This window comes from Polynucleobacter sp. (assembly GCF_018500155.2).
Classification (GTDB): domain Bacteria; phylum Pseudomonadota; class Gammaproteobacteria; order Burkholderiales; family Burkholderiaceae; genus Polynucleobacter.
The window spans coordinates 40,531-66,094 of the sequence record NZ_JAHBAK020000039.1 but is presented as its reverse complement, the minus strand read 5'-3'; the positions used below and the strand labels follow the sequence as shown (position 1 = coordinate 66,094).

29 protein-coding genes are annotated in these 25,564 nt (G+C 45.4%); 16 read left to right on the top strand and 13 right to left on the bottom strand.

Going from position 1 to position 25,564, the window contains the following annotated elements; translation table 11 throughout:
- From KIH43_RS05365 to can, 5 genes are all read right to left on the bottom strand, one after another.
- Positions 1-135: S4 domain-containing protein (locus KIH43_RS05365; RefSeq protein ID WP_297718520.1), on the bottom strand; the 135-nt coding region annotated here is incomplete at its 3' end.
- Between the two features lie 67 nt (positions 136-202).
- The gene (locus KIH43_RS05360) at positions 203-1,621 is read right to left on the bottom strand and encodes a serine/threonine-protein kinase (RefSeq protein WP_297718506.1); all 1,419 of its coding nucleotides are present in this window, start codon (positions 1,619-1,621) and stop codon (positions 203-205) included.
- A 4-nt stretch (positions 1,622-1,625) separates the two neighbouring features.
- Complete coding sequence (locus tag KIH43_RS05355) at positions 1,626-2,378, bottom strand: metallophosphoesterase family protein (protein WP_297718504.1); 753 nt, start codon at positions 2,376-2,378, stop codon at positions 1,626-1,628.
- 25 nt (positions 2,379-2,403) lie between these two features.
- Positions 2,404-3,303: a lipid A biosynthesis acyltransferase gene (locus KIH43_RS05350; RefSeq protein ID WP_297718517.1), complete on the bottom strand. Its 900-nt coding sequence runs from the start codon at positions 3,301-3,303 to the stop codon at positions 2,404-2,406.
- A 7-nt stretch (positions 3,304-3,310) separates the two neighbouring features.
- On the bottom strand, positions 3,311-3,976 hold the full coding sequence (gene can / locus KIH43_RS05345) for a carbonate dehydratase (RefSeq protein WP_297718501.1): 666 nt from the start codon (positions 3,974-3,976) through the stop codon (positions 3,311-3,313).
- 23 nt (positions 3,977-3,999) lie between these two features.
- Between can and KIH43_RS05340 the strand changes: the two genes are divergently transcribed.
- The 3 genes from KIH43_RS05340 (at position 4,000) to KIH43_RS05330 (ending at position 5,177) form a co-directional block, all read left to right on the top strand.
- Positions 4,000-4,296 carry a DUF167 domain-containing protein gene (locus tag KIH43_RS05340; RefSeq protein ID WP_297718498.1) on the top strand — a complete coding sequence of 99 codons (297 nt, stop codon included), beginning with the start codon at positions 4,000-4,002 and terminating at the stop codon, positions 4,294-4,296.
- 118 nt (positions 4,297-4,414) lie between these two features.
- Entirely contained in the window at positions 4,415-4,780 is a 366-nt protein-coding gene (locus tag KIH43_RS05335) for a hypothetical protein (RefSeq protein ID WP_296967948.1), read from the top strand.
- A 112-nt stretch (positions 4,781-4,892) separates the two neighbouring features.
- A complete protein-coding gene (locus KIH43_RS05330) occupies positions 4,893-5,177 on the top strand; it encodes an HU family DNA-binding protein (protein WP_087908896.1) in 285 nt (94 codons plus the stop codon).
- Between the two features lie 87 nt (positions 5,178-5,264).
- Here KIH43_RS05330 and rodA read toward each other — a convergent pair whose 3' ends face one another.
- The 5 genes from rodA to KIH43_RS05305 are packed head-to-tail and all read right to left on the bottom strand — an operon-like array spanning position 5,265 to position 10,835.
- Positions 5,265-6,416 carry a rod shape-determining protein RodA gene (gene rodA / locus KIH43_RS05325; RefSeq protein WP_297718494.1) on the bottom strand — a complete coding sequence of 384 codons (1,152 nt, stop codon included), beginning with the start codon at positions 6,414-6,416 and terminating at the stop codon, positions 5,265-5,267.
- A complete protein-coding gene (mrdA, locus tag KIH43_RS05320) occupies positions 6,398-8,305 on the bottom strand; it encodes a penicillin-binding protein 2 (protein ID WP_366069224.1) in 1,908 nt (635 codons plus the stop codon). Before mrdA ends, rodA begins: the two co-directional genes overlap by 19 nt.
- Before the next feature lie 8 nt (positions 8,306-8,313).
- Positions 8,314-8,838 (bottom strand): rod shape-determining protein MreD, encoded by a 525-nt coding sequence (mreD, locus tag KIH43_RS05315; protein WP_297718491.1) that lies wholly within the window; start codon positions 8,836-8,838, stop codon positions 8,314-8,316.
- Positions 8,835-9,767, bottom strand: a complete 933-nt coding sequence (mreC, locus tag KIH43_RS05310) for a rod shape-determining protein MreC (RefSeq protein WP_296967941.1) — start codon at positions 9,765-9,767, stop codon at positions 8,835-8,837. Before mreC ends, mreD begins: the two co-directional genes overlap by 4 nt.
- Positions 9,768-9,791: 24 nt before the next feature.
- A complete protein-coding gene (locus tag KIH43_RS05305; protein WP_297718488.1) occupies positions 9,792-10,835 on the bottom strand; it encodes a rod shape-determining protein in 1,044 nt (347 codons plus the stop codon).
- A gap of 61 nt (positions 10,836-10,896) precedes the next feature.
- Between KIH43_RS05305 and gatC the strand changes: the two genes are divergently transcribed.
- The 12 genes from gatC (at position 10,897) to KIH43_RS05245 (ending at position 22,258) form a co-directional block, all read left to right on the top strand.
- A complete protein-coding gene (gene gatC / locus KIH43_RS05300) occupies positions 10,897-11,190 on the top strand; it encodes an Asp-tRNA(Asn)/Glu-tRNA(Gln) amidotransferase subunit GatC (protein WP_297718485.1) in 294 nt (97 codons plus the stop codon).
- A complete protein-coding gene (gene gatA / locus KIH43_RS05295) occupies positions 11,187-12,704 on the top strand; it encodes an Asp-tRNA(Asn)/Glu-tRNA(Gln) amidotransferase subunit GatA (RefSeq protein ID WP_297718482.1) in 1,518 nt (505 codons plus the stop codon). The genes gatC and gatA overlap by 4 nt, the downstream gene beginning before the upstream one ends.
- Positions 12,704-14,173, top strand: coding sequence for an Asp-tRNA(Asn)/Glu-tRNA(Gln) amidotransferase subunit GatB (gene gatB, locus KIH43_RS05290; protein WP_297718512.1), 1,470 nt, complete (start codon positions 12,704-12,706; stop codon positions 14,171-14,173). Before gatA ends, gatB begins: the two co-directional genes overlap by 1 nt.
- Positions 14,174-14,211: 38 nt before the next feature.
- A complete protein-coding gene (locus KIH43_RS05285; RefSeq protein WP_297718479.1) occupies positions 14,212-14,886 on the top strand; it encodes a DUF484 family protein in 675 nt (224 codons plus the stop codon).
- Positions 14,867-15,868 (top strand): tyrosine recombinase XerC, encoded by a 1,002-nt coding sequence (locus KIH43_RS05280; protein WP_297718476.1) that lies wholly within the window; start codon positions 14,867-14,869, stop codon positions 15,866-15,868. Before KIH43_RS05285 ends, KIH43_RS05280 begins: the two co-directional genes overlap by 20 nt.
- 69 nt (positions 15,869-15,937) lie before the next feature.
- Positions 15,938-16,999 (top strand): GTP-binding protein, encoded by a 1,062-nt coding sequence (locus KIH43_RS05275; protein ID WP_297718474.1) that lies wholly within the window; start codon positions 15,938-15,940, stop codon positions 16,997-16,999.
- Positions 17,000-17,246: 247 nt separating this feature from the next.
- A complete protein-coding gene (gene dksA, locus KIH43_RS05270) occupies positions 17,247-17,624 on the top strand; it encodes an RNA polymerase-binding protein DksA (protein ID WP_071466393.1) in 378 nt (125 codons plus the stop codon).
- A 12-nt stretch (positions 17,625-17,636) separates the two neighbouring features.
- The gene (gene argB / locus KIH43_RS05265) at positions 17,637-18,539 is read left to right on the top strand and encodes an acetylglutamate kinase (RefSeq protein ID WP_296967927.1); all 903 of its coding nucleotides are present in this window, start codon (positions 17,637-17,639) and stop codon (positions 18,537-18,539) included.
- A gap of 10 nt (positions 18,540-18,549) precedes the next feature.
- Positions 18,550-19,200 (top strand): nucleoid occlusion factor SlmA, encoded by a 651-nt coding sequence (slmA, locus tag KIH43_RS05260; protein WP_297718471.1) that lies wholly within the window; start codon positions 18,550-18,552, stop codon positions 19,198-19,200.
- On the top strand, positions 19,197-20,336 hold the full coding sequence (locus KIH43_RS05255) for a homoserine O-acetyltransferase (RefSeq protein ID WP_296967923.1): 1,140 nt from the start codon (positions 19,197-19,199) through the stop codon (positions 20,334-20,336). The genes slmA and KIH43_RS05255 overlap by 4 nt, the downstream gene beginning before the upstream one ends.
- Positions 20,336-20,923 (top strand): methionine biosynthesis protein MetW, encoded by a 588-nt coding sequence (metW, locus tag KIH43_RS05250; protein ID WP_297718468.1) that lies wholly within the window; start codon positions 20,336-20,338, stop codon positions 20,921-20,923. Before KIH43_RS05255 ends, metW begins: the two co-directional genes overlap by 1 nt.
- A gap of 15 nt (positions 20,924-20,938) precedes the next feature.
- A complete protein-coding gene (locus KIH43_RS05245) occupies positions 20,939-22,258 on the top strand; it encodes an MFS transporter (RefSeq protein ID WP_297718467.1) in 1,320 nt (439 codons plus the stop codon).
- Between the two features lie 18 nt (positions 22,259-22,276).
- On the opposite strand, the gene KIH43_RS05240 is transcribed toward KIH43_RS05245, so the two are convergent.
- Complete coding sequence (locus KIH43_RS05240; protein WP_296967919.1) at positions 22,277-23,059, bottom strand: exodeoxyribonuclease III; 783 nt, start codon at positions 23,057-23,059, stop codon at positions 22,277-22,279.
- 8 nt (positions 23,060-23,067) lie between these two features.
- Between KIH43_RS05240 and pyrE the strand changes: the two genes are divergently transcribed.
- Positions 23,068-23,736: an orotate phosphoribosyltransferase gene (gene pyrE, locus KIH43_RS05235; protein WP_296967917.1), complete on the top strand. Its 669-nt coding sequence runs from the start codon at positions 23,068-23,070 to the stop codon at positions 23,734-23,736.
- A gap of 4 nt (positions 23,737-23,740) precedes the next feature.
- On the opposite strand, the gene dapF is transcribed toward pyrE, so the two are convergent.
- Complete coding sequence (dapF, locus tag KIH43_RS05230) at positions 23,741-24,628, bottom strand: diaminopimelate epimerase (protein ID WP_297718509.1); 888 nt, start codon at positions 24,626-24,628, stop codon at positions 23,741-23,743.
- A 24-nt stretch (positions 24,629-24,652) separates the two neighbouring features.
- The gene (locus KIH43_RS05225; RefSeq protein ID WP_297718464.1) at positions 24,653-25,552 is read right to left on the bottom strand and encodes a lipid A biosynthesis acyltransferase; all 900 of its coding nucleotides are present in this window, start codon (positions 25,550-25,552) and stop codon (positions 24,653-24,655) included.
- Between the last annotated feature and the right edge of the window lie 12 nt (positions 25,553-25,564).

Sequence of the window (25,564 nt, the reverse complement as noted above, 5' to 3'; positions counted from 1 at the left end):
TGCTCTAACCCCAAGTTCATTGACAACTTCGCCATCAACGGTGACCAAGCCTTGCTCAATATAAGAGTCTGCCTCACGTCTTGAGCACAAGCCTAGCTCCGAGAGTAATTTAGAAACTCGAACTTTTTCTTCCATGGTTTTTTCTAAAGTAGTGATACCAGTCGATGACTTTATGTGTCATCAAATGTAGTAATAATTGTTATTAGGTGCGCACGATATGAACGCTACAAGGGGCCTCTTCAACAATTTTTGTCATCGAGGTTCTCCAAGGGGTAACCTTATTTGGTAGTTTATGTGATGCTCCGATCATGATAAGTGAGGCATCATTATCTTTTGCAAACTCAACGATTCGTGAAGCTGGATCCATGGCTTCAAGGACGTGATAAGAAATACGTTCAGGTGGAAGCTTTAATGGCTTGGCCCAATCCATGAGTTGCACTAAGTGACCACGCACAATACCGCTGGCGGTTTCTTTTTCTTGGTTGCCCTCAAAAGTCGGTGTGCTACTAATTGTGCTGATACAAACAAGACGACTTTCTGGATAAGCCAACAATAATTTTTTTGCTGTTAATTGCATCCGTTCGCGAAGATCTTCATCAGATTGACGCGTATCAATCGCTGCAATCATGAGAGGAGCTTCATAATCGCCCATGCTCGGCCTAGGGCTTGGGGATGGCTCATAGCCGGCCGCCTTAAACATGCCCTTCAGGTTTTGCCAAAAGCTTGGGGGCTCTACTCGATCAGCGCGTGCCGTCAGTGTTACGCCTTCAGGATCGCGCAAAACTTGGCGTAACCGAGCGGCGCTTTGATAGCGATCGGCTGCCCGTGGCTCTAAGCATCTAAGAACTACTTCTTGAAGCCAGCGCGGAATTTCGCGTCGGATAGCACGTGGCGGAAATGGCTCTGCCCACATACGTCTTCGCAAGCCACTCATAGTCTGAGGGTTGCCAAAGGGTAATTCGCCGGTGAGCAATTCATACATGATTGCGCCGATAGAATAAATATCACTTCGAGAATCAGAGCGAATGCCAGCAACTTGTTCTGGTGAGATGTATGGTGCAGAACCGACGCCTTTACGCATTTCTTCGGCCAGCAAGTCTGGATAGCGAGCGTGATGCGACAAACCAAAATCAATGATGGTTAACTTGCCTTTGTCATCAATGAGAATATTTTCTGGCTTGATGTCGAGGTGAATAGCATCTTGAGAGTGTAGGGACTGCACTGCTTGCGCGAGATCTGCGCCGATCTTGACTACCTCATCAATCGAAAATACTTTGCCTTCTTTAATGAAGTCTTCTAAGGGGCGCCCTTCAACCCTTTCCATTGCGATATATGGACGTGTTGCCATGTTGCCAGCACCTAAAAATTTAGGCACATAAGGGCTTTTGAGTGAGCGCAAAATAGTTAGCTCAGTTTCAAAACCAATCAAACTTTCGACAGGCTGATCCTTACCAACGCGCGGAATTTTAAGCAGAATCGGAACATCGATGCCTTCTTTAGTTGCGGTGAATAGACTGGCCATTCCGCCACGATGAACTTCTTTGCCGATGACAAAGCCATCAATGACTTTGCCCTCCTGAAAGATGTCATCAACCGCTTGAATATCAGTATTAATTGCCATTCAATTATTTGCCTGTAATTAAGCGATTGGCTAATTCTTCTGGCAATCCGGCACGGCGAACTTTTTCTGCTGCAGAAAAATGATCGTAAGGGACGCGGTGAAAGGTCAGTACTTCAGCTCCTGGTTCAAAAACTGCAAAACATGCTTCAGGATTTCCGTCTCGAGGTTGACCAAGCGATCCAACCACCCCTACCCATTGTCGATGACGCAACACAGGAATCTCATCACCAGGGCGCGGTGAAAAACGAATTAATTTCCCAACGGCACTTTGATAAAAGAGGGCTTGTTCGTGCGCATGTCCAACAAAGGTATAGCTCTTTCCAGAGTTTTGTGCGCACCTCCATGCACTCATGCTGTCTGTGACATAGTTCCAGTTTGCTGGATTATGTGCTGAAGCATGCACGAAGCATATATTTTCTTCGTGAAGAATTAAGGGAAGATTTTTTAGAAATTGAACATGGCTATCATTGAGCTGAGCTTTGGTCCATTCGATAGCGGCATTAGCATGGGCATTCATTTGGTTGCGACTATCTTTAAAAATAGCTTCATCATGATTGCCTAGTAATGCAATCGCTTTTTTAGATTCGACTAAATAGGCAATGCGCTCAATGAGAGCTACAGGATCAGCGTTATAGCCAACTAGATCCCCTAGGAACACCATGCGGTTTACTCCTAGTTCTTCTGCTTTACTCATGCAGGCCTCAAAAGCCTCGAGATTGCTATGAAGATCGGCAAATAGCCCAATACGTTCTGTCATCTTCTAATGATAGGGCAAAAGCCCCTTACTTAGAAGGGTTGTAGGGGTTAGCCTCTTGATTTGGTCGGTTTTTAAAGCGCTTATGCACCCAATAATATTCAGCTGGGCGAAGCCGAATTTCTTTTTCAAAATATTGGTTTAAGAGCGCCGTATCTGTTTTTGGATCATTGCTGGGAAAATTTTCCAGCGGCTTGCTGATTTCGCATAGATATCCAGATTCATCAGGCTTCAGTGTGGTGAGCATCATGCAAACATCTGCGCCCGTAATTTTAGCTAACCGAGAAATGGTTGTGATGGTGTTTGTTTCAATACCAAAAAAAGGCACAAACTCAGAATCCTTAAGACCTAAATCGACATCTGGCGCGATGATGATGAAATCGCCGTTTCGAATTTCTCGGATGATGGCTTTAGCATTGCCCTGACGATCAATAGAGTTGCCCCCAAAGCGGTTGCGCCATTCAATCATTTTTTGATTAAAGAATGGATTTTTCATTCTCTGAAAAAATCCAGAGGTGCGTGGCCACCCCATTTTTTTAGCAAGCGCACTCAAAATAATGCTTCCTTCAATTCCAGTGAAATGCATATTCACCAAAATGCGTGGTTTGCGGTTTGTAAGATCCACAGCGGATTTCACTTCAATCATATTGCTTAATTGATTTTCGCTGCCGCGCCAAATAATGCTTTTTTCTACCAAGCTACGACCAAGCAAGCGCCAATGTTTTTTGCTGAGAACATCAATTTCTGTTTCATCTAGCTTGGGAAAGCACATCCGAAGGTTGATTTTTACAACGCGATTTCTATCTCCCGAAATCCTAGCAGCCATGTAGCCTAAGCCATGGCCTATGGATACTAAAAGCTTGTATGGCACTAGAGCCAGGAGTGTTACAAAAACAACCCCTGCATGATTAGATAGGTATTTAAGCAAGCAGGAACTACTCGATTTCGTAGCGCTTGATGGATTTGGAGTAGCGTTCAAGCATTTCTTCCGTGGAGCTGCTTGACATGCCCAAATCATTTACCAAACCAGTCTCTAGTCGATATGCCCAACCATGAACAGTTAAATTTTGTCCGCGTGCCCAAGCATCTTGAACAATGGTCGTTTCACAAACGTTCACTACTTGTTCGATGACATTGAGCTCGCATAGTCTATCTTGGCGTTTTGGGGTTGGGATAACATCCCCTAAATAACGTTCATATTTTTGATGTACATCTTTAACATGGCGTAACCAATTATCAGCAAGGCCTACACGTCTGTCAGTTAGTGCGGCGTGTACACCGGAGCAACCATAGTGCCCAACTACTAATATGTGCTTCACCTTCAGCAAGTCGATTGCGAATTGAATCACTGATAAACAATTTAAATCAGTGTGCACAACGACGTTCGCAACGTTTCGGTGTACAAACAACTCGCCTGGCAATAAATTGACGATGTCATTCGCTGGGACCCTGCTGTCAGAGCACCCTATCCACAGGTATTCAGGGGCCTGCTGGGAGACTAAGCGCTTGAAGAAATCGGCATCTTTTGCCACCATGCTCTCTGCCCAGGTGCGATTATTTTTAAAGAGTTGCTCTAGGGCTTGAGAATTTTTGTGTGGCATGGGATTAAGTTTAAAGTACTTTGATGACACCCATTTGGATAAAAAAGACCCCCAAGGGGCTCACCCTTGATTTGCATTGTCAACCGGGCGCAAAACAAACAAAAGTTTTAGGCCAGCATGGCGAATGCTTAAAAATTTCATTGCAAGCGCCGGCAGTGGAAAACAAGGCAAATGAGTTCCTTTTGGCTTGGTTATCTAAACAGCTCAAAATTCCCCAGAAACAGATTCAGTTGATTTCGGGTCAAAATGGTCGAAAAAAACGGCTTCTCATATTGGGCGACGCTACAACTGAGCAATTAGAAAATGCGCTTTGTCCATAAAATTGCTGCAATATAAATCGTGCGGCCAGCTGCGAAGCTCCCGGGGCCCCATAAACTGTTTATGATGGAGTTAGAGGCCCAGCTAGGGTTTATGTGGATATAGTCCGGAGAATATCGTATGAATAGCTTTATAAAGTGGCTGCTAAGCCTTGTTTTAATTGGCTTAGTAGCTATTTCAGCCTATACGTGGCTAATGCTTACGTGGAGCTATGGCAGCGGGGAAAGGGCTGGTTATGTGCAGAAATTTTCCAAAAGAGGATATATTTGCAAAACTTGGGAGGGTGAGTTAGCAATGGTTTCGATGCCTGGAACCATGTCAGAAAAATTCCTCTTTACGGTGCGTGATGATGCTGTGGCGCAAAAAATAAATGCTAACTTAGGAAAAAAAGTCGCTCTAAAATACGATCAGCACATTGGATTGCCGACAACATGTTTTGGAGACACTGAATATTTTGTTTCTGGTATTGAAGTGCTAGAAGAGTAATTTGTAGTAGTTTTAAAAATTGTTGTTACTTAGCTTTATTTTTGTATTTTTTTATGGTTAAAATCATGTAAGCGCAATGTGCGCCGACATCAATATTTATAAGGAGCTTCACTTGAACAAAGCCGAACTAATCGCAGCGATTGCTGACGACGCGGAGATCTCTAAAGCTAAAGCAGAATTCGCTTTGAATTCTGCTATTGAGAACATCATCAAAGCTGTTACTAAAGGTGATTCAGTACAACTGATTGGCTTTGGTACTTTCGCATCTGGTAAGCGCGCTGCACGTATGGGCCGTAACCCAAAAACTGGCGAGCCACTCAAAATTGCAGCTGCAAAAACTGTTAAGTTTTCTGCTGGTAAAGCATTTAAAGATTCAGTTAACAAGCGTAAGAAGTAATTCTTCCTTAGTTATTAAAAAAGCCCGGCATGCCGGGCTTTTTTATTGCTTTCAATTTGCTTGCGCTAACCTACGACTGCTCAAAGATTAGCTTTGTACCAATCGTCTGTGACGATGAATACTCATCAAAATTCCAGCGCCAAATCCCAAGGTAACTAAAGCAGTGCCACCATAACTAATAAACGGAAGTGGTACACCAACCACAGGTAGTAATCCACTCACCATGCCAATATTCACAAATGCATAAGTAAAAAATATTAGAGTAATTGCCGCACCTAGTAATCGAGTAAATAAATTGGGAGCGCTCGCAGAGATTGCTAGGCCACGTTTAATCAAAGCAAAAAATAGCGCAAGCAATAAAAGATTGCCGACCAGCCCAAACTCTTCTGAATACACTGCAAAAATAAAGTCGGTATGTTTTTCTGGAATGAACTCTAAGTGAGCTTGGGTTCCTTGAAACCAGCCTTTGCCAAAAAAGCCACCAGAGCCAATTGCAATCATGGATTGAATGGTATGAAAGCCCTTGCCAAGTGGATCGCTGCTGGGATCTAGCAAGGTACAAACACGATGCTTTTGATAGTTGTGAACAAAAGGCCATGCAACATCATGTGCACAGATCGTATTGCCAAAAATAATAATCAGCAGAACACCTATGGCCCCAAGAATCACAAAAGGCAAAATCCACTTCCAGGGTAAGCCGGCCAAAATAATGACGTAAAGTCCAGCAGCAAAAACTAATAAGGCAGTGCCAAGATCAGGTTGACGCGCAATTAAAAAAACGGGAATAGCCAAAATAACTCCTGCTACTGCGTAGTCCCAAGTTTTTTGAATGCCCTCGCGTTTTTGAAAGTACCATGCCAGCATGAGTGGCATAGCTATCTTCATGATTTCAGATGGTTGTATGACTACCCCAATATTGAGCCAGCGGCGCGCACCTTTTTTAATTAAGCCAAATGCAGCGACAGCAACTAGCAGCACAACTCCAATTCCATAAATCCAAACCGCGCCCATCTCTAACCACTTTGGAGGAATGCGAGAGACCAGCCACATCACTACAAACGACAATGCAAGATTGCGTAATTCATCGGCAATTTGTACAGGTGTATTTTGACTTGCTGAAATAAAAGTAAAAAATCCGACAGCCGCTAAGCCAAGCAAAATAAAGCCTAACTGGCGATCTAATCCAGCAAAAAAACTAAAAAATAGCGTTTGGATTTTCTTTAAGGGGCTCTTTTCCATTCAGGAATCTCCTTAGGCCACTTGCCCTCAATGTAGAAGTCCAACGCTTTGCGTGCAATCGGCGCTGCATATTGTGCACCAAAACCAGCATTTTCTACCACCATGGCAATGACAATGGTTGGTTTATCAGCTGGCGCAAATGCAATGTACAAAGCGTGATCGCGTAAAAATTCTGCCGTTGCTCCATGCTTATATTCTTTGGAGTTCAGACTAAATACCTGTGCTGTTCCAGTCTTTCCGCCGGCGACATAACCTGCACCTTTAAACGCTGTTGCAGAAGTTCCAGATACGTTTACCTCGACCATAGCCTTTTTAATCACTTCAATATTTTCTGGGCTCAGTTCGATACGATAGCTCTCTTTAGGGGTTGTAAGCACGCGATTACGAGTAAACGGATCTTCAATGGCTTTTACCAGGTGGGGCTTCATTACTACACCATTGTTAGCAAGGTTTGCCATTGCGTGCGAAAGTTGCAAGATAGTAAATGCGTTATAGCCCTGCCCAATGCCAAGCGAAATGGTTTCGCCCTCATACCATTTTTGTTGTTCAGGTTTTTTGAAAGTATTTTTTTTCCATTCAGTAGATGGCAATACTCCGCGCGCTTCGCCCTGTAAATCAATTCCAGTGATTTGACCAAAACCAAAAGGCTTCATAAAGTCATGCATCATATTTACGCCCATATCACGAGCAAGCAAATAATAGTAAGTGTCGCAAGACTCAACAATCGATTTTTGCATGTCAACAATGCCATGGCCGCCCTTCTTGTCATCTCGGAAAGTATGATTTCCAAAATCAAAATATCCAGGATCCGATATCGTTTGTGAGGGCGTGCGTTTTTTATTTTCAAGTGCTGCAAGCGCCATGAATGGTTTATATGTAGAGCCTGGAGGATAAATACCTTTGAGTGGGCGGTTATAGAGCGGCTTTTGTGGAGAATCATTGAGCTCTTTCCAGGTAACCGAATCAATCCCTTCAACAAAATCATTGGGGTTGAAGTTGGGTTTCGAAACAAATGCCAAAATATCGCCAGTTTCTGGCTCAATTGCTACAAATGCACCCCGAAAATTTCCATATAACTGTTCAACGAGATACTGCAGTTTGATGTCTACAGACAACACAATATTTTTGCCTGGCACTGAAGGTGAACTTGATAGAGTGCGTACTGGCTTGCCGCCCGCGGTAATTTCCACCTGATCGTATCCTGGTACGCCGCGCAATACCGATTCGTAACTTTGTTCTAGGCCAATCTTGCCGACATATTGAATTCCCGGTAGAAACGATGCCTGTAAAGCATCTGGATCATCAGCTTTAGAGTTTTCAATTTCAGCTTGCATGCGTTCCTTATCGCGCTGAGAGACGCGGCCGATATAGCCAACTAGGTGAGAGGCTAACTCGTTATATGGGTATTCACGAAAGCTTCTGGCTCGGATCTCTACGCCTGGAAAGCGATAGCGGTTTGCCATGAAGCGAGCGGTTTCAGCTTCATTGAGCATAGAGCGCAGAGGGATGGTTCCCATATTGCGCGAGTCCTCCAAAGAGCGCTTGAAATTGCGTTTATCTCTAGGGGAGATGTCGATGATTTCTGAGAGCTCGCTAATTAGTTGATCTACATTACCTTTCACTTCTTCAGCATTAACGTCCAATGTCAATGCTGAATAATTGCGCCCAATCACAATACCATTGCGATCAATAATGAGCCCGCGGTTAGCTGGTGCTGGAACAATAGCAATGCGATTGCTTTCTGCTAGCAAAGCATACTTGCCATGACTCACGAGTTGCAACCAAACTAACCGCGTGACAAGTAGTAAAAAACAAAATGTAACAAATAAGGTCGCAATATGAATGCGTTCCTGAAAAGTATCGAGGTCAGGCTTTTTGAAAGAGACCATGCAGCTTCTTAGAGCGGTCGATTGTGATCAACGTCGATTGGTCGACGTTGTGGCGCCAGTAGAACGCGGGTAGCAAGCGGCCAAAGGAGCGCTTCAATCAGCGCTTGAATAGCACCCGTTAATGCCCACCAGTACAGCTCACCACTCAATATCCAATGAACTAGCACGGGGAATAAGGAGACTAGCAAAAAGATTGGCAGTAAATGTAAAGCTTGCGAAACCACTGTAAGAGCTACTATGCGTCGGTGCCACGAGATTGCAATATAGGCAACCAGTGAGTAGGTAAAGGCATGCAGCCCTAATAGATCAGAGTTATGCACATCCATCAACAAGCCAAATACAAAAGCCCAAATAACTCCGACATATCGATGCTGATGAATATTCCAAAACACTATACAAAGAATTAGCCAGTCTGGAACCCAACCATAATTACCAATGGGTAAGAGGTTGAGCATGAGTGCGCAAAATAGGCTGAAATAAATAAACAGCGGATTGACTGGCCGCAGAATATATCCACTTTGAAAGTCGATCATTGCATACCTCGAGATCGAGTTTGGCGACGGCCCGGAGTATTAGTAAGTGGCGCGCCATTGGCAGATTTATTCAGAGTAGGTGCCTTTGCGTCAAATTGAGGGTCATACAACAATGCTAGCGCTTGACGATAGCGATTGACCGCGGCTACTGGCACACAAAATACGTTAGAGGAGTTTTTGTCTATATTGCGCTCTATTTTGCTAATCACTGCTACAGCAAAGCCTGGAGGGTAAACACCGTCAATTCCTGAGGTCAATAAAATATCTCCGACCTCTAGATCACTTGCCACGGGCAGGTAGCGTAACTCAAGAGGGTTTCCTCGCCCAGTTCCAAAAACGGCTGCTCTCAACCCATTTCGAGCGACTTGAACAGGGACGGCAAAATCGCGATCCTCTAAAAGAGATACTTCCGCAGACCGCTCATACAAGCGCACGACCTGTCCCAAAATACCAGCATCGTTAGCGATGGGGTTACCCAACTTTAAACCATCATTACTGCCACGATTAATGACGATTCGTTGTGAAATGGGGTTGGGTGGATTGAACAGAATCTCTACTGGTAGAGTTTTGAACGGCACTTGTTTTTGTAGGGCCATTAACTCGCGCAAGTTTTGATTTTCAACCATTAAAAATTCAGATTGATTGGCGAGCAATGAAAGTTCAGCTTGGCGAACTTTCATGATTTGATTTTCCTGATCAAGAGTTGCGCGTGTGGTGAAGTAATCTGACAATGCTTCAAATGCATTGCGCGGCGCCATCATGACATATTCGAGTGGGCGCAAAATCCAATTCACATTACTGCGAATAGGATCGAGTGCTTTAAAACGAAAATCGATCAGCATCAGAGCGATGCTGATCGACAGACAGACAATCAGTTTAAGTAAGGCCGGAATGCCCTGTCTGAAAAGTGGTGGAGCGCTATGTTGCAATTCCCTAATCGACGTGTATGTCGCTTACTCGTGCGAGAACACTCCGCCCAACTTATCCATGCGCTCAAGTGCAATTCCGCAGCCACGAGCGACGCAAGTTAAAGGATCCTCAGCCACATGGATAGGCAAACCTGTTTCTTCTAGTAATAGACGATCTAGGTCGCGTAGTAAGGCTCCGCCGCCGGTAAGCATCATGCCGCGCTCTGCAATATCCGATGCCAACTCGGGTGGAATCTGCTCAAGCGCTGCTTTAACAGCCGTAACAATTTGATTTAATGGATCAGTGAGCGCTTCCAAAATTTCATTGCTAGTAACAGTAAAGCTACGTGGAATGCCTTCAGATAGATTGCGCCCTTTTACTTCAAGTTCGCGCACTTCAGTACCAGGGAAAGCGGAGCCAATCGTTTTCTTAATTAATTCTGCAGTTTGTTCACCAATCAGCATGCCGTAGTTACGACGGATGTAGTTGGTAATCGCTTCATCAAATTTGTCGCCGCCAACGCGCACAGAGCCTTTGTAAACCATGCCACCCAATGACATGACGCCTACTTCAGTTGTGCCGCCACCAATATCAACAACCATTGAACCAGCTGCTTCAGAAACAGGTAAGCCAGAACCAATTGCAGCAGCCATTGGTTCTTCAATGAGAAATACTTGTGATGCACCAGCGCCTAATGCTGATTCGCGAATGGCGCGACGCTCAACTTGAGTTGAACCGCATGGGACACAAATGATGATGCGTGGACTTGGCTTTAAAAGCTTACTTTCATGCACAAGCTTAATAAATTGCTTGAGCATTTGTTCGGTGATTGTGAAGTCGGCAATCACGCCATCCTTCATTGGGCGGATCGCTTCAATATTTCCTGGAACGCGTCCCAACATCGCTTTTGCTTCTTTTCCAACGGCCAAAATGGTCTTTTTGGCGTTTGGGCCGCCTTCTTGGCGAATCGCCACTACTGAAGGCTCATCGAGGACAATACCCCGCTCACGCATATAAATTAAGGTGTTGGCGGTTCCTAGGTCGATGGCTAGGTCATTAGAAAAGTAGCTACGGAAAAAACCAAACATGATGTAATGGGAAAATAGAAAGTGTTAATGAAAATATATGAGAATGATACTCTAGCGCCCCATGAAACTTGATGATGTCCAGCGCATTGCGCACCTTTCCAGGCTTGAATTAAGTCAGGCAGAAGCCGAGGCAGTTTTGCCTCAATTACAGGCCGTTTTTTCCCTTGTTGAAGAAATGCAAGCTGTTGATACCAGCGGTTTAGAGCCGCTTGCACACCCTATTTTGTTTTTACGCGAATTGGCCCAGCCTATGCGTGTCGATCAAGTCACTGAGTCTGATCAGCGTGCTGCAAATATGCAATCAGCCCCTGCAAAGCAGGATGGTTACTTCCTAGTACCTAGGGTGATCGAATGAGTTGGCACAATACCCCAATAGCTTTGATGGCTAAAGCGCTGGCCGCTAAAGAGGTCTCCAGCAAGGAGCTTACCCAGTACTTTTTGGACCGTATTGAGGCAGGCAAACAGTGGAATGCATACATTGATGTGAATGCTCACTTAAGCTTAGAGCAAGCAAATAAAGCGGATGCACTCATTTCATCTGGTAATGCTGGCAAATTGACCGGCATCCCTGTGGCCCATAAGGATGTGTTCGTTACCAAGGGATGGAAGTCCACTGCAGCCTCCAAAATCTTATCTGGATATCAGAGTCCGTTTGATGCAACGGTGGTGGCTAATCTAGGTATCCCAGACGAAAACCATCCTAATGGCGCCGGTATGGTTTGCTTGGGCAAAACCAATATGGATGAATTTGCCATGGGGTCTTCAAATGAGAATTCTGCCTATGGTCCTGTTTTAAATCCATGGAACAGGGCTCATGTTGCTGGCGGATCTTCTGGCGGTTCAGCCGCTGCAGTTGCTGCTGGCTTAGCCCCCATTGCAACCGGTACAGATACTGGCGGCTCTATTCGGCAACCTGCAGCATTCTGTGGGCTCACTGGCATCAAGCCCACATATGGACGGGTTTCTCGTTACGGCATGATTGCTTACGCCTCCTCTTTGGATCAAGCCGGCCCGATGGGTAAAACGGCCGAAGATTGCGCTTTGTTACTTTCGGCAATGTCGTCACATGATCCAAAAGATTCCACTTCGCTTGCAGACTCTGGTGAAGATTTCGGGCGCTATCTTCATCAAGCGTGGCAGACAGACAATGCAAATCCTGCAAAACCACTAGAGGGCTTGCGCATTGGACTGCCTAAAGAATTTTTTGCAGAAGGTTTGGCTAATGATGTTGCGGCATCCGTCAATGAGGCTGCTAAAACTTTAGAAAGTTTGGGTGCAAAGTTGGTTGAAGTCAGCTTGCCTAAAACCAAGCTTTCTATTCCGGTGTATTACGTTTTAGCTCCAGCCGAAGCTTCAAGTAACTTAAGTCGATTTGATGGTGTGCGATATGGCCATCGTGCAAGTGAATACAAAGATCTTGGCGATATGTATCAAAAATCTCGCACACAAGGATTCGGTGCTGAAGTTAGAAGGCGTATTTTGATTGGTACTTATGTGCTTTGTCATGGCTATTACGACGCATACTACTTACAAGCACAAAAAATTCGCCGCATTATTGCCTCCGATTTTCAAGCAGCGTTTAAAGAGTGTGATGTCATTCTAGGCCCCGTTGCCCCTGATGTGGCCTGGCGCCTAGGTGAGAAATCAAATGATCCTGTGCAAATGTATTTAGAAGATATTTATACCCTCTCTACCAATTTAGCGGGTTTACCTGCAATGAGTGCGCCTTGCGGTTTTAGTGCAAACAATTTACCGATTGGTATGCAACTCATTGGGAACTATTTCTCTGAAGCGCGTTTGTTACAAGTTGCCCATCAGTATCAGCAGGCAACCGATTGGCATTTGCGTTCAGCAAGTGAGGTGGCATGATGCAATGGGAAGTCGTTATTGGTCTTGAGACCCACGCACAACTGCAAACACAATCAAAAATTTTTAGCGGTGCTAGTACACGTTTTGGTGCAGAGCCTAATACACAAGCTTGCGCTGTTGATCTAGCATTGCCTGGTGTATTGCCGGTATTAAATCGTCAAGCCGTTGAGCATGCAATTCGCTTTGGATTGGCGGTTGGGGCAAAAATATCTCCAGCAAGTATTTTTGCGCGTAAAAATTATTTCTACCCAGACTTACCTAAGGGTTATCAAATTAGTCAGTTTGAAATCCCAGTAGTTGTTGGCGGAAAAATTGACATTCTTGTTGGAGATGAAGTTAAGACGGTTGAACTAACGCGTGCGCACATGGAAGAGGATGCCGGCAAGTCTGTTCACGAAGAGGGTTTTATTGGACCTCATGGTGAGCCTTCTAGTGGTATTGATCTGAATCGTGCAGGAACGCCGCTTTTGGAGATTGTTACCGAGCCAGTGATGCGTAGTGCTGCGGAGGCAGTGGCTTATGCCAAAGCACTTCATACATTGGTAGTCTGGTTAGGAGTTTGCGACGGCAATATGCAAGAGGGATCTTTCCGCTGTGATGCCAACGTTTCAGTTCGCCCCAAAGGTCAGACTGAATTTGGTACACGCTGCGAGATTAAGAATTTGAATTCATTCCGCTTCTTAGAAGAGGCTATTCAATATGAAGTGCGACGTCAAATCGAGTTGATTGAAGATGGCGGTACGGTGGTGCAAGAAACACGTCTCTATGATCCCGATCGACAAGAGACCCGCAGCATGCGCAGTAAAGAAGATGCCAACGATTACCGCTATTTTCCTGACCCCGATCTGCTGCCGGTCGTGATTGATGACGCCTGGATCGCCCAGGTTCGAGGCGGGATGCCCGCCCTTCCCGCGCAGCTAAGAGAGCAATGGCAGGGAGAGTTTGGTTTAAGTGCCTACGATACGCAGTTGCTTACTCAAGATCGCGATACTGCCAAAGTATTTGAAGAGCTTTTGGCCATTGTAGGAAAGCCCTTGGCAAAAGCAGCTGCTAATCTGATTGCAGGAGAATTTGCTTCTTCATTAAATCGCGCTGGAATTGCAGCAGCGAATGCACCGCTGAAGGCAACGCATTTGGCTCCCTTATTAACGCGCGTTGCAGATGGCACTATTTCAAACAAGATTGCCAAAGATATTTTTGCAATCCTTTGGGATGAGGCAGTTTCTGGCAAAACCATCAGCACGGTTGATCAAATTATTGACGCTAAGGGACTTAAACAAATTAGCGATAGTGGTGCTCTTGAGGCCATCATTGATCAGGTATTGGCCGCTAATCAAAAGTCCGTTGAGGAGTTTCGCTCTGGTAAAGAAAAAGCTTTTAATGCCTTGGTGGGTCAGATCATGAAGGCCTCACAGGGCAAAGCGAATCCAGGGCAGGTTAATGAGCTCTTGCGCAAAAAGTTGGGCTGAGCAATTAATCTATTAATGAACAGAGTGGAAAGAACGAGATGAGCGCTATTGATCCAAAACAGGCAGAGCAAGAAGAGCTGGTTGCTGAATGGTTGCGTGCAACCCCTGGCTTCTTTGAGCGCTACGCTAGTCTCTTTAATGAGATTCGGATTAAGCATCCCCATGAAGATCGCGCCATCTCTTTGCAAGAGCGTCAGATGACGGTGCTACGCAATCAAAATCAAGAGCTCAATCGTCGTTTAAGCGAAATGTTGCACTTTGGTAGTCGCAACGATAAAACGCAGCAAAGTTTAGTCGCATGGCTATTGCGCTTAATGAAGGCTAACAATAAATCTGATGTTGAGGCAGCCATTACCACGGGCTTGGCAGAAGTCTTTGAAGTCGAGGCAGCGCAGCTGCTCTCGCCTAATTCTGCATTTGGTCCTTGGGTGGATACGCCTTTGTGCGGCTCTGCAAAAGAGTTGGCGGCTGCCAGCTTAGAGCTGCTGGCAAGCCAAACTGATATCTCGCCCGAGTGGCAAAGTATGGTGGCAATCGGTTTGCCATTAGGAAAAAGTGTTGGATTAAGTCAGTCACCAGCAGTGCTGTTGCTTGCGAGTAATGATGAAACTCGTTTTACTGCTGACATGGGTGCGTTTTACCTGCGCCAAATTGCAGAACTCACCGCAGCAGCTTTGGATCGCATCCAGGCTTATGAAGCTAAAGCCGACTGAGCTTCATTCACTCATGCAAGAGTATTTGCATGAGCTTCATGTGTTGCGACAACTTTCAAAACATACGCTGAAAGCGTATGGCATGGATTTGAGCGATTTACAAAATTTTGCGCTTGAGGATGGCGTCGATTTATTGAAAGTGAGTAATGCACACGTACGTCGCTGGGCTGGCCGCTTGCACTCTCAAGAGAAGTCTTCAAGAAGCATCGCTAGAGCACTCTCTGCCTGGCGCGGTTGGTATGAGTGGTTGACTGAAAAAGATGCGCGGCGTGGTGCCGGTGCAGCGAAAGTGGCCAGTCATCTAGTGGCTAATCCGGTGGATGATGTCAAGGCACCTAAGCGACTGAAATCACTGCCTAAAGCGCTCTCTGTTGAGCAGGCTCTAGCTCTGGTTAATCAAGCAGTCAAAGAGGCGGAAGAAAAAAAGGATGATGAGTCTATTCGAGATGCGGCCATTATCGATTTGCTCTATTCCTCTGGCCTACGTTTATCGGAGTTGCTTGGTATCGATGCGATGCAGAGTAAAGAGCGTCAATATGAATCTGCGGGCTGGTTCGATTGGGATGCTGGCGAGGTTACAGTGCTTGGCAAAGGGGGCAAAAGACGCTCAGTACCAGTTGGTGCGCCAGCAATGAAATCTTTGCTGGCTTGGCGCGCAGTACGTGATGCGAAGTCATATGATGAAAAATCTCAGGCCCTATTTTTATCTGCCTCTGGCAAACGACTATCTCCTAGGACTGTGCAGGCGCGCCTTCGTTCTTTAGCAATACGTGCTGGACTACCAACCCACGTGCATCCTCATATGATGCGTCATAGTTTCGCTAGCCACGTTTTGCAATCTTCGCAGGATTTGCGTGCTGTGCAAGAGATGTTGGGGCATGCCAGTATCGCCAGCACCCAAATTTACACATCCCTAGATTTTCAACATTTAGCCCAGGCATACGATAAAGCCCATCCCCGCGCAAAGGCTGGCAAAGACTAAGGAACTAGGTAAGATAGAAGGTTTCCCGCTGGGGAAACGCATGATCAATAGATTTGGATTGGATTATTTATGGCATTAATTCCCGTAACCATTTTGACCGGTTTTTTAGGAAGCGGAAAAACGACTTTGCTAAAACACATCCTCACTGAGGACCATGGCAAAAAAATTGCTGTCATCGAAAATGAATTTGGTGAAGAGAATATTGATAACGATATTTTGGTTCAAGATCACGAAGAAAATATTGTGCAAATGAGTAATGGGTGTATTTGTTGCACCATTCGTGGCGATTTAGTTGAGGCATTAAATGCGCTATGGGAGCAACGCAAAGAGAAAAAAATTCATTTTGATCGTGTAGTGATTGAGACTACCGGTGTTGCTAATCCAGGTCCTGTGGCACAAACATTCTTTATGGATGATGATGTTGCCGACCACTATGTTTTAGATGCTGTAGTAACCCTGGTAGATGCTAAGCATGGTCAACAACAGTTGACGGAGCACGAGGAAGCTCAGAGGCAGGTAGGCTTTGCCGATCAAATCTTTATTACGAAAACGGACTTGGTGTCGCCATCCGAGGTGGAAGCGCTTCGTCAACGTCTCATGCATATGAATCCGCGAGCCCCTATAAGCGCTATCTCAAAAGGGGTGGTGCCATTAGACGCGGTGCTCGATCTCAAAGGCTTTAATCTAAATGCCAAACTTGATATCGACCCGCATTTCTTGGAGCAAGACGATCACGATCATGCCCATTGTGGCCATGACCACTCGCATGACCATGATCACGGTACTTGTGGACACGATCACAGTCATGATCATCACCATGGGCATGCTGGCCATACGGACCGAATTCAGTCGTTTGTTTTTCGTAGTGATAAACCCTTTGATCATAAAAAATTGGAAGACTTTTTGGGTGGCATTTTGGAGGTATTTGGAGAGAAGATGCTGCGCTATAAAGGCGTGCTTTACGTGAAGGGAACCAGTCGAAAAGTGGTATTTCAAGGCGTTCACCAGATGATGGGAAGCGATTTGGCGGGTCCCTGGGGGGCTGAGCCGAAACAAACCCGTATGGTTTTTATAGGCATTGATTTACCAAAAGACACCCTGTTGGCGGGGCTTGAGGGATGTTTGGTGTAAATATATTCGGGTACAATCCGCCGCCACGGCCTAGTTTGATGAAGGTGGATGAATATTCATAAAAGGCTGTAAAAGTTTGGCAGAATGAGGCAATAATGCTTCAAATCTAGGAAAGAATGAGATGACGGTAAAAACAGCAACAAAACCTGCAAGCACTGCAAAAGCCAGTAGCAAAGCTACTAGCGCAAAGTCAGCTAGCGCTAAGGCAGTCAAGGGTGCGCCTTTAACAGAAGCAGAATTGCTCAAAATGTCTGACAAGGACTATATGAATGCTGCGCAGTTAGATTTTTTCCGTCAAAAACTATTAACGCTCAAAGAAGATATTTTGAAAAATGCTTCAGAAACTACTGAGCATCTACGTGAAAATATTTTGGTTCCAGATCCTGCTGATCGCGCAACGATTGAAGAAGAGCACGCATTGGAATTGCGTACACGTGATCGTGAGCGTAAGTTGCTAAAAAAAGTAGAGCAAGCACTTGGTCGCATCGAGTCAGGTGACTATGGTTGGTGTGAAGAGACAGGCGAGCCAATTGGCTTAAACCGTTTAATTGCAAGGCCTACAGCCAATTTATCTCTTGAAGCACAAGAGCGTCGTGAACTCCGCCAAAAATTGTTTGGCGAATAAATTGATTGAGTAATGACTAAGCATTTACCTACTCTTGGCGATATCTCTCCGTTGTTAAAAGCGGAGATACTTGCGGAAGCATTGCCATATATTCGTGCGTACCACGGTAAAACTATTGTCATCAAATATGGCGGCAATGCGATGGTTGAAGAGCGCCTTAAAGAAAGTTTTGCGCGCGATGTGATTTTGCTCAAATTGGTTGGTATGAATCCTGTCGTTGTTCATGGTGGCGGTCCGCAAATTGATGAAGCCCTTAAGAAGATCGGCAAGACCGGTACTTTTATTCAGGGGATGCGTGTCACTGACGAAGAAACCATGGAGGTTGTTGAATGGGTTCTTGGCGGTGAAGTGCAACAAGATATTGTGATGTTGATTAACCATTTTGGGGGTCAGGCTGTGGGCTTGACTGGCAAAGATGGTGGCCTTATTCATGCTAAGAAGATGATGATTCCTAGCGATACAGAGCCGGGTAAAAAAGTAGATATTGGTTTTGTTGGCGAGATTGAATCGATTAATCCCGCTGTGGTTAAAGCATTGCAAGATGATGCATTTATTCCGGTGATATCTCCTATAGGATTTAGTGCAGAAGGTCAGGCCTACAACATCAATGCTGACTTGGTGGCAGGCAAAATGGCAGAGATTTTGCATGCTGAAAAATTGGTCATGATGACCAACATTCCTGGTGTGATGGATAAAAACGGCGTGCTACTCACCGATTTGACTGCCAGAGAAATTGATGGCTTGTTTGCTGATGGCACGATTTCTGGTGGCATGTTGCCTAAGATTTCCTCGGCATTGGACGCTGCTAAGAGCGGCGTCAATTCTGTGCACATTATTGATGGCCGCATTGAGCATTCTTTGTTACTAGAAATCTTGACCGAGCAAGCATTCGGCACAATGATTCGTTCCAGATAAGTAGATAGCTATGCGTGATTCACTAGATCCAGCGAACATCGAAAGCAATAATGCTGACGCTGGTAAAACACGCAAGCGTCCGCGCCCTGGGGAACGTAGGCTACAAATTTTGCAGGTGCTGGCCGAGATGTTGCAAAACCCCAAAGGTGAGCGCGTAACGACAGCAGCGTTGGCTGCCAAAATCGATGTTTCCGAAGCAGCCTTATATCGACATTTCGCTAGTAAAGCACAAATGTTTGAAGGTTTGATTTCATTCATTGAGCAAACTGTATTTGGTTTGATTAATCAAATTAATCAAAAGGAAGAATCAGGGCTAGCCCAAGCTCACGGCATTTTGCAAATGTTGCTGTTCTTTGCTGAAAAAAATCCTGGCATGACCCGTGTGTTGTTGGGCGATGCATTGTTACAAGAAGATGATCGCTTACAGGAGCGTATTACTCAAGTGCTTGATCGGGTCGAAGCTTCTCTAAAGCAAGCGTTACGTATTGCTCAAACTCAAGGTGGCGCATGGTCTAAGTTAGGTCAAGAAGAGGTGAGCATCCGTGCCGCAATGTTGATGAGTTTCGTATTGGGCCGTTGGCATCGCTTTGCCCGCAGTGGTTTTAAGAAATTGCCAACTGACGCCTCTGATGTCAGTTTGCGTCTACTTCTGTCCGAATGAGCGAGCTACATCTCTCTAGAAACACCATACATTTTGCTGAGCCCCTGCCTTTGCAGAGTGGCGCCATGTTGTCTGGTTACGATTTAGTCATTGAAACATACGGCAAACTCAATGCCGACAAGAGCAATGCAGTGTTAGTTTGTCATGCCTTAAATGCATCACATCATGTTGCTGGTCCGAGTCCTGATGATCCTGAAGAACTAGGGTGGTGGGATAACATGATTGGTCCTGGCAAGCCGGTTGATACAGACCATTTCTTTGTGATCGGAATTAATAATCTGGGCTCCTGCTTTGGGTCTACAGGTCCAATGAGCATTAATCCAGCAAGTGGCAAGCCCTATGGCGCCGATTTTCCTGTGGTCACGGTAGAAGATTGGGTGAATACTCAGGCACGCTTAGCCGATAAGCTAGGTATTCGTAAATTTGCAGCGGTGATGGGTGGCAGTCTTGGCGGCATGCAGGCAATGGCATGGGCAATACAGTTTCCAAAGCGCTTGGATCATTGCGTGGTAATTGCCTCCACACCTAAATTGAGCGCACAAAATATTGCATTTAATGAAGTTGCCCGCAATGCGATTTTGTCCGACCCAGATTTTCATGGTGGTAACTATTACGAACATGGTGTTGTGCCAAAACGTGGGTTGCGCTTGGCTCGTATGGTTGGACACATCACCTATTTATCAGATGATGACATGGCCGAAAAGTTTGGGCGCGAATTACAGCGTCCTCATGGCGAGTCTAATGATTATCGTTTCAGCTTTGATGTTGAGTTCGAGGTAGAGAGTTATTTGCGCCATCAGGGGGATAAATTCTCGACCTACTTCGATGCCAATACTTATTTATTGATTACACGGGCGCTAGATTATTTTGATCCCGCTCGACGTTTTGATGGCAGCTTGAATCGCGCCTTAGCAGAGGTGCAGGCTAAATTTTTAGTAGTCAGCTTTTCTACAGATTGGCGCTTCCCGCCCAATCGAAGTCGTGAGATAGTGCAATCTCTTTTAAGCAATAAGAGTGAAGTAACGTATGCTGAAATTGATGCGCCACATGGGCATGACGCCTTTTTGCTAGATGATGAGCGTTATCACAGTTTGGTCCGTGCCTACTTTAATCAGATGCGTGAGGTTCAAGCGTGATGATGAATAAACGCGCCGACTTCGCAGCAATTGCTAACTGGATATTGCCCAATACCGAAGTGCTTGATCTGGGTTGTGGTGATGGTAGCTTTCTCCAGTTTTTGCAAAAGCAAAAGCCTGTTCATGCTTATGGTGTAGAGATTGATGATGCGCGTGTTCTCTCATGTGTGCAAAAAGGTTTGAATGTTATTCAACAAGACCTAGAAGGCGGTTTGGCTTTATTTGAAGACCATAGTTTTGATACTGTTGTTCTCTCTCAAACTTTACAAACCATTCATCAGACAGAAAAAATCTTGCGCGAAGTTGTGCGAGTGGGCAAAGAGTCGATAGTGTCATTTCCGAACTTTGGCCACTGGTCTCATCGCTTGGCAGTAGCTCTTGGGCGTATGCCTGTCTCCAAGAGCCTGCCTTATCAGTGGTACAACACTCCCAATGTACGCGTTTTGACAGTGGCTGACTTTGAAAAGTTGGCTTCAAGCCTAGGCTTACAAGTGATAGATCAATGTATCTTGCACGATGGCCGTCAAGTGACGTTGATGCCAAATCTTTTTGGCAGCCTTGCCTTGTTCCGTGTTCGCCGCGCCTAGGACATCAACATCAAGGTGTTTGCAGCAGTTCAATCTTGGCTAAAAGACTTTCGGGTTTATCTGGAATGGCCTTGCTTGCGAATGCTTTTTTTGGGGTTTTCGGCTGGATTACCTTTATTGCTTGTTCTGGGAACGTTAAGTTTTTGGTTACGTGAGGCAGGCATTGATCGCAGCACCATCGGATATTTAACTTGGGTGGGTTTGATTTATGCATTCAAATGGGTGTGGGCCCCTTTAGTAGATCGAATACAAATTCCATTATTTACTCGGCTGCTAGGCCGTAGAAGAAGTTGGTTAATTCTTGCGCAAGCGCTCATTATTTTGGGGCTTGTTGGAATGTCGACATTGGATCCAAAAATTGCGCTCAATGCGATGGTGTGGTGCGCCCTTTTAGTGGCTTTTGGCTCAGCCACTCAAGATATTGCATTAGATGCTTTTCGTATCGAATCCGCCGACAGCGATCATCAGGCGGCTTTGGCGGCAACCTACCAAACGGGTTATCGCTTGGCGCTCATTTGGGCTGGGGCGGGTGTTTTGTGGCTTGCAGCTAGGGCAGAAACGGGTGTTGGCTACGATGCAAGTGCATGGCAATTTGCCTACCTTTGTATGGCCGGATCTATAGGGGTCGGTGTTTTAACGACTTTATTTAGTAAAGAGCCTGCCGCATATGAACTACCAAAAGCGCGCAATGCAAAAGCCTGGCTTTATCAAACCTTAATTGAACCCTTTGCTGAATTTATTAGGCGCTATCGTTGGCATGCAGTTTTGATCTTGTCGCTAATTGCAATCTATCGCATTAGTGATGTTGTGATGGGCATTATGGCAAACCCATTTTATGTCGATATGGGTTACACCAAAGATGAAGTGGCTGCTGTCAGTAAAGTCTTTGGTGTGGTGATGACGCTGCTGGGTGCATTTTTAGGTGGTGTGCTTACATTGCGTTATGGCGTCTTGAAAATATTATTTTTGGGGGCGGTTTTATCTGCCGTTAGTAATGTGTTGTTCGCTTGGTTAGCCAACCAAGGGCATGACTTGCATGGACTGATTTGGGTAATTTCTGCTGACAACTTGAGTTCAGGTATTGCGAGTGCCGCTTTTATTGCTTTTTTATCTTCGCTCACGAACATTCGATACTCTGCTACTCAGTATGCTTTGTTTAGTTCAATGATGTTGCTTTTGCCAAAGTGGCTAGCCGGCTTCTCCGGTGTATTTGTTGACCATTATGGATATCAAGCCTTTTTCTTCGGAACCGCAATCATTGGTGTGCCGGTATTGATACTGATTTGGGCGACGATGCATTTCAAGATTGTTCAAGCCCCTCAAGAAGAGAAATAATTTTCTCTCTTAGGTTGGCTAAACCTTCCAATCGTAATCAACGATCAGCGGCGCGTGATCTGAAAATTTTTCGTCTTTATAGACAGAAGTTTTCTTTGCTGTGGCTGCTATGCCAGGGGTGCTAATGTGATAATCAATACGCCAGCCAACATTCTTAGCATAGGCTTGGCCGCGGTTACTCCACCAGGTGTAACAAGTTTCGCTGGCGTTGGGTTCTAGATGGCGATACACATCTACATAGCCGACGTTATCAAACAGATTGGTGAGCCAGGCGCGTTCTTCTGGTAGGAAGCCAGAATTTTTAACGTTGCCTTTCCAATTCTTTAAATCGATTTCGTGGTGAGCAATATTGACATCGCCACAGAGCACAATTTCTCGCCCAGACTTTTTAAGTTTGATAAGGTGAGGCAAGAAGCTGTCTAAATAACGATATTTGGCCTCTTGGCGCTCGGGTGAGCTCGATCCAGATGGCATATAAACGGAAATAATCGACAGATCTTTAAAGCGTGCCTCGACATATCGACCTTCAGCATCAAATTCTGCATTGCCATATCCATACAAGACATCATCTGGCTTGTGGGGTGTATAGATCCCGCAACCGCTATATCCCTTCTTTTCTGCGTGGTGAAAGAAGCCATGTAGCCCATCAGGATTCAAAATGGCATCTTCGAGATCATCGCGTTGGGCCTTAAGCTCTTGTAAACAAATGAAGTCCGCCTTTTGTTTGATGGCCCAGGGTAGAAATCCTTTTTTCACTGCTGAACGTATACCGTTGAGGTTCGCTGAAATGATGCGTAACATGTAGGCCTATGAGCTCAAATAATTCAAATCAAGATAACTTTATTCGTTTTGCCTTAGAGGCAAAGGTTTTGTCCTTTGGGGAGTTTAAAACTAAAGCGGGCAGACTCTCACCATATTTCTTTAATGCCGGTGGTTTTGATGATGGCGCGCGTTTGGGCGCATTAGGTCGTTATTACGCAAAAGCCTTGCAAGATTCAAAGTTGCCATTTGACATGCTGTATGGACCTGCTTATAAGGGCATTACGCTTGCTGCGGCTACAGCAATTGCTTTGGCAGACAATGGTGTAAATGTGCCTTATGCCTACAACCGCAAAGAAGCAAAAGATCACGGTGAAGGTGGGGTATTGGTGGGAGCGCCAGTCAAGGGAAGAGTGGTCATTATTGACGACGTCATCTCAGCAGGCACCTCCGTGAGAGAGTCTGTCGATCTTATTAAAAAAGCTGGAGCAGAGCCAGCCGCAGTTCTTATTGCTCTCGATCGCATGGAAAGATCGGGAACGGCAACCGAGATTGGCGATAAATCAGCGGTGCAAGCAGTTGAGCAGGAATTCGGCTTGCCAGTGATTTCAATTGCAAATTTAACCGGCTTGATGTCTTTCTTGACGGCATCAAGCGATAGTCAGCTAAATCATTATTTGCCTGCAGTTAAAGCCTATCGCGATAAGTACGGCATCTAACGTTTTAGATTTCTGTTTCGCCTTCAAAAACGGTGACAGCAGGACCAATCATGATGACGTTTTGTACAACATCATTCACGATGCCATTCCAAGAAATTTGAAGATCGCCACCGCGCGTATGTACCTTCACCGGCGAATCCAGTAGCCCTCTGCGAATACCTGAAACGACTGCTGCACATGCTCCAGTACCGCATGCAAGCGTTTCGCCAGCGCCGCGTTCATAGACACGAAGCTTAATTTCATTGCGGTTGATGATTTGCATGTAGCCGGCATTCACCCTTTTTGGAAATGCTGGGTGTCGCTCAATTTCAGCTCCCTCCAAAAGAACGGGGGCGCTTTCAATATCACCAACTACTTGAACGGCATGGGGGTTGCCCATAGAAACAACGCCTACAAAGCTCCCATGCATTGCTGGATGCTCTAGTGGTAAAGCATATAGAGTTTCATGAAACTCTTGCATGCTGGCTAAGCCATTTGGAATAAATGGAATATTGTTTGGCTCAAAAATGGGGGCGCCCATATCCACTTCAACTTGACCGTCATCATGTGCTTTGAGGGTAAGAACAGTGTGTGCAACTTCAACGCGCAAAGGATTTTTTTGAGACAGACCCTGATCCAGAACAAAGCGTACAAAACAGCGCGATCCGTTTCCGCACTGCTCCACTTCGCCGCCATCAGCATTAAAGATGCGATATTTAAAGTCCGCATCAGGTCGGTCGGTTTTTTCCACCAATAAAATTTGATCAGCGCCAATGCCAAATTGACGGTGGGCCAAAGACTGCCATTGTTGTTGTGAGATCCCGCTTAAATCTTGATGAATGCCATTGAGCACAATGAAGTCATTACCAGCACCGTGCATTTTGGTGAAGCGGATTTTGCGTTTGGCATGCATTGTTTGGGTGCTCACAGTATCTCTTTATTGGTAAAAGCTGGGCTCGCCAGGAGGGCGATGCTTGAAGCGTTTATGTACCCAATAGTACTCTGCTGGTCTTTGTCGAACAAGTTTCTCGATACATTGATTTAGGCGAGCGGTATCTGCCTCTGGGTCTTCACTAGGAAAATTGTCTAGTGGCTCATCAATCGTACAGATGTAGCCCGTTTTATCTTGATTTAACAAAGTTGTCATGAGACAAACTTCTGCCCCACTTAATTTCGCCAAACGGGAAACTGAAGTGACGGTGCTGGTAGGAATATTAAAAAACGGCACAAAAATAGAATCTCGTGGACCTAAGTCAATATCAGGCGCAATCACGACAAAATTACCATCGCGTGTTTCTCGTATGAGATCACGCAACCTACTTTGTCTTTCGATTGACTTTGCCCCAAATCGATCACGCCATTCAACCATCTTTTGATTAAAAAAAGGATTTTTCATTTTTTGATAAAGACCGGCGCCACGTGGCCAACCATTTTTCTTGGCCAGCGCAGAGAGTGCCATGAAGCCACCCTCGAGCCCTACAAAATGTGGATTCACCAAGATTCTTGGTTTGCGATCTCCCAATGGCACGCGAGAGTCAAGCTCAACAAATGAAAGGATTTGATCGCTTGTTCCAAGCCACACTCTGCTTCGCTCGATCACACTTCTGCCAAATAACTTCCAATGTTCTAACGCGAGCGCATCAATTTCTGGCTCTTTCAGATGTGGAAAACATAAACGGAGGTTGGTTTTTACTACTCGCGCGCGACTGTTGGGAATATGTGCTGCTAACCATCCCAAGCTATAGCCAACATAAACGGTGATGGTGTAGGGAAGAAAAGCAAAAAGGCGCAATAAGCTGAGCCCTAAAAAATTGAAAAGATTGGATAACCAGGCCATTTGAATAAAGTG